3 protein-coding genes are annotated in these 2,477 nt (G+C 57.0%); all 3 read right to left on the reverse strand.

Annotated elements, in window-relative coordinates; translation table 11 throughout:
- Nucleotides 1-402 precede the first annotated feature (402 nt).
- Genes ACFX5Q_RS34675 through ACFX5Q_RS34685 form a run of 3 tightly spaced genes read right to left on the reverse strand, consistent with a single transcriptional unit; the run spans nt 403 to nt 2,338 of the window.
- Nucleotides 403-834, reverse strand: a complete 432-nt coding sequence (locus tag ACFX5Q_RS34675; protein WP_404285045.1) for a DUF6527 family protein — start codon at nt 832-834, stop codon at nt 403-405.
- The gene (locus ACFX5Q_RS34680) at nt 834-2,219 is read right to left on the reverse strand and encodes a ThiF family adenylyltransferase (RefSeq protein ID WP_404285046.1); all 1,386 of its coding nucleotides are present in this window, start codon (nt 2,217-2,219) and stop codon (nt 834-836) included. Before ACFX5Q_RS34680 ends, ACFX5Q_RS34675 begins: the two co-directional genes overlap by 1 nt.
- Nucleotides 2,216-2,338 (reverse strand): E2/UBC family protein, encoded by a 123-nt coding sequence (locus ACFX5Q_RS34685; RefSeq protein ID WP_404285048.1) that lies wholly within the window; start codon nt 2,336-2,338, stop codon nt 2,216-2,218. The genes ACFX5Q_RS34680 and ACFX5Q_RS34685 overlap by 4 nt, the downstream gene beginning before the upstream one ends.
- Nucleotides 2,339-2,477 lie beyond the last annotated feature (139 nt).

Genomic DNA, 2,477 nt, shown 5'->3' on the forward strand with positions numbered 1-2,477 from the left:
TAATAAAGCCAGACGGCATGAGCAACGATTTCGATCGGGAAGCGATGGTTCTTGTAGGTGGCGCATGCTTCGACCATGCCAACCTGACTTATCGTCAAACCGTTAAGCCAAAATCAATGTGACAGCACCCCGCATCAGCATGTCTTGCTGCATGCGCTGGCGAAGCGGTGTGATCGGAGCATCGGTCGACAGGGTGGCCATGGCAAGTTCCTCTCTTGAAGGGAGCTCCATGATCGGATCGCGGTCTCTACCCGCTCAAGGCCTATCAATACCGCGCCCTCTCAGAATCAGGCGACCCTCCCGCGAAACGGGTTCTGCATGCGGCGCAAAGCCGGCGTTCCAAACAATCGCTACTCTTATCGATTGCAGGCACCGCTCCGGTCCCACCTCCGCAGTCCCGGGTCACAACTTCGCCGAAGATAGCTGAGATGTGTCCTGCGTGTCGAGTTGGCCCTGCTCGTCAGGCAAGCACCAACGGATTCGACCACCAGTTACCCAGAAATGTGAGCGGCATCCCTCAGCCAACCAGACCGAGGGCGTTAGGGTGGGGTGGTTCCCATCATCAAGCTGCAGTCTCCAACGCGGTCGCACTTCATCAAGAAGCATCAGCTCTATGCGCCGCTTACAACCGCACGGGCATAACATGCCGGCTGCCCATAACTGGTCACCTTCTCGCGCGACCGTAATATCGAACTCCGGTAGCTCCGTCGGCAACTCATCTGATTCGTAGAAAACCACTTTGCGAGCCGCGGGTTCTAGGGCGGGTTTCTCAACGGCCGGTCGAAAGGGCCTGACGAACCACGACTTAATTCGCTGCCAAAGCTGACTAAACATTATTCCCCCAAGAGTGGCAGACCTAAAAGCGGGACTGTCAACCCTCTGCCTGCGACACCAAATTCATCGACTGGAAAACTATCTTCTGAGAATCTTTCTTCCTCTCCATCTGCCAGCGCGAACAATGTGCGTGCTGCCGAGCGGTTGGAATCGTGCCTGAAAGGAAACATCCTGGCGACAAACTCGAGCATGGCGCAGCTGGCCGCGCGCATGTTCAAGGGTAGAACCGACGGGGCCTCCTCTAGGGTCCCCTTGATGTACCCTTCCTTCAATTCCTGAGCATAGGCCTCAGGGTCGGACCGCGCCAAGTATTCGGCTCGTAGCAACGCTGATGTAAAGACCTGCCTCGATGCCAGCGTTGAGCCAAATGGCTGCACATAGTCAATGCGGCCCATAACTTCGGCTATCGCCGGATTGCCGTCCCGCAGCCTCCGCGTCGGGATGGTTACGCCCATGTCGATCAAAGGGATCACAAAGGCCTGGGCAATCAGATCGGCTATCTGGCGTCCCTCGGCCGAGTCGACACAGGAAAACAGGATATCGCACTGCGCCGCGGCAAGGACGGCCTCGCGCGTCATGATCGAGGCTGGAACGAGTTGCAGCTGGATTTCATCTCTGTATTGTCCGATTTCCCTGGAAACGGCGTTCACCTTAAGCTCACTGGTGACCGCGTCCTTCAGGCGAGATCCCAGGATACGGTTCAAGTTACGGTGCTCAATCCTGTCGAAATCAATCAAGGTTAAGGCGCCGAAACCCATTCGAGCTGCCTGTTCGGCGATGATCGAGCCGGTTCCGGAAACACCAATGATTCCCGCCCGAAGCTTAGCCAGTTGCTCGGTCATGGCCGAGCCGAATGCCATGACCGGCGGGCCTTCTTGCTGGTTATCCCTCCAGTGGACAATGTCATCTCCCACAACGGTGACGTCAGCGACCGGCGCTGACCTCATGGTCGGATCATACAGCCTCGCGCGTATCCGGCCGCTGGCGACCATGATGGCTGAGCCGTGGCCGGCTGCCGGCGCCTCGCCGGACCACCCTCCAAACAGGCTTCCAATCGCCCACCGATCGCTCTCGTCATCGACCACCGAAAATTCGAGAAAGCCTCCGGGATGTGAATGGATTAGGATTAAGGTACAGCCCTCGTCTTCGGCCCGATCCATTGCCGCAGAAAGTCGTGCACCTGGCCAGGTGATGAAGTCGGGTCTGCGAATTGAGCATTCCTCATTTGGAATCAACAGCACATCAAACACGATAAGCTTGGCACGCTGTGGCGAGAGATCGCGACAAAACAGAATGGCAGCAGCCTCGTTCCTATCTCCCAACAGATGCTCCTTCAGCAGCTGATGGTGGATTCCAGACAGGGAAAGTCTGTACGAACTGCTCACGGTTCCACCTCACGATGCAACGATGCGTCGACAAGCGCCAGATGCGTAAGCACGCTGTCTCGCATGGGTCGCCAGGGGGCCGTCGCGCCCCTATGGCGAGACCACCGCTGAAAGGGCATCCCTCGAATGGGTGCTGTCACATTGATTTTGGCTTAACGGTTTGACGATAAGTCAGGTTGGCATGGTCGAAGCATGCGCCACCTACAAGAACCATCGCTTCCCGATCGAAATCGTTGCTCATGCCGTCTGGCTTTATTA

The sequence above is a fragment of the Mesorhizobium sp. IMUNJ 23033 genome (assembly GCF_044778005.1).
In the GTDB taxonomy this organism is placed as follows: Bacteria; Pseudomonadota; Alphaproteobacteria; order Rhizobiales; family Rhizobiaceae; genus Mesorhizobium; species Mesorhizobium amorphae_A.

Excerpts from the sequence above, each read along its gene's own strand:
- ACFX5Q_RS34675 (WP_404285045.1), bottom strand. The coding sequence starts at position 834 with ATGTTTAGTCAGCTTTGGCAGCGAATTAAGTCGTGGTTCGTCAGGCCC.
- ACFX5Q_RS34685 (WP_404285048.1), bottom strand. The coding sequence starts at position 2,338 with ATGCCCTTTCAGCGGTGGTCTCGCCATAGGGGCGCGACGGCCCCCTGG.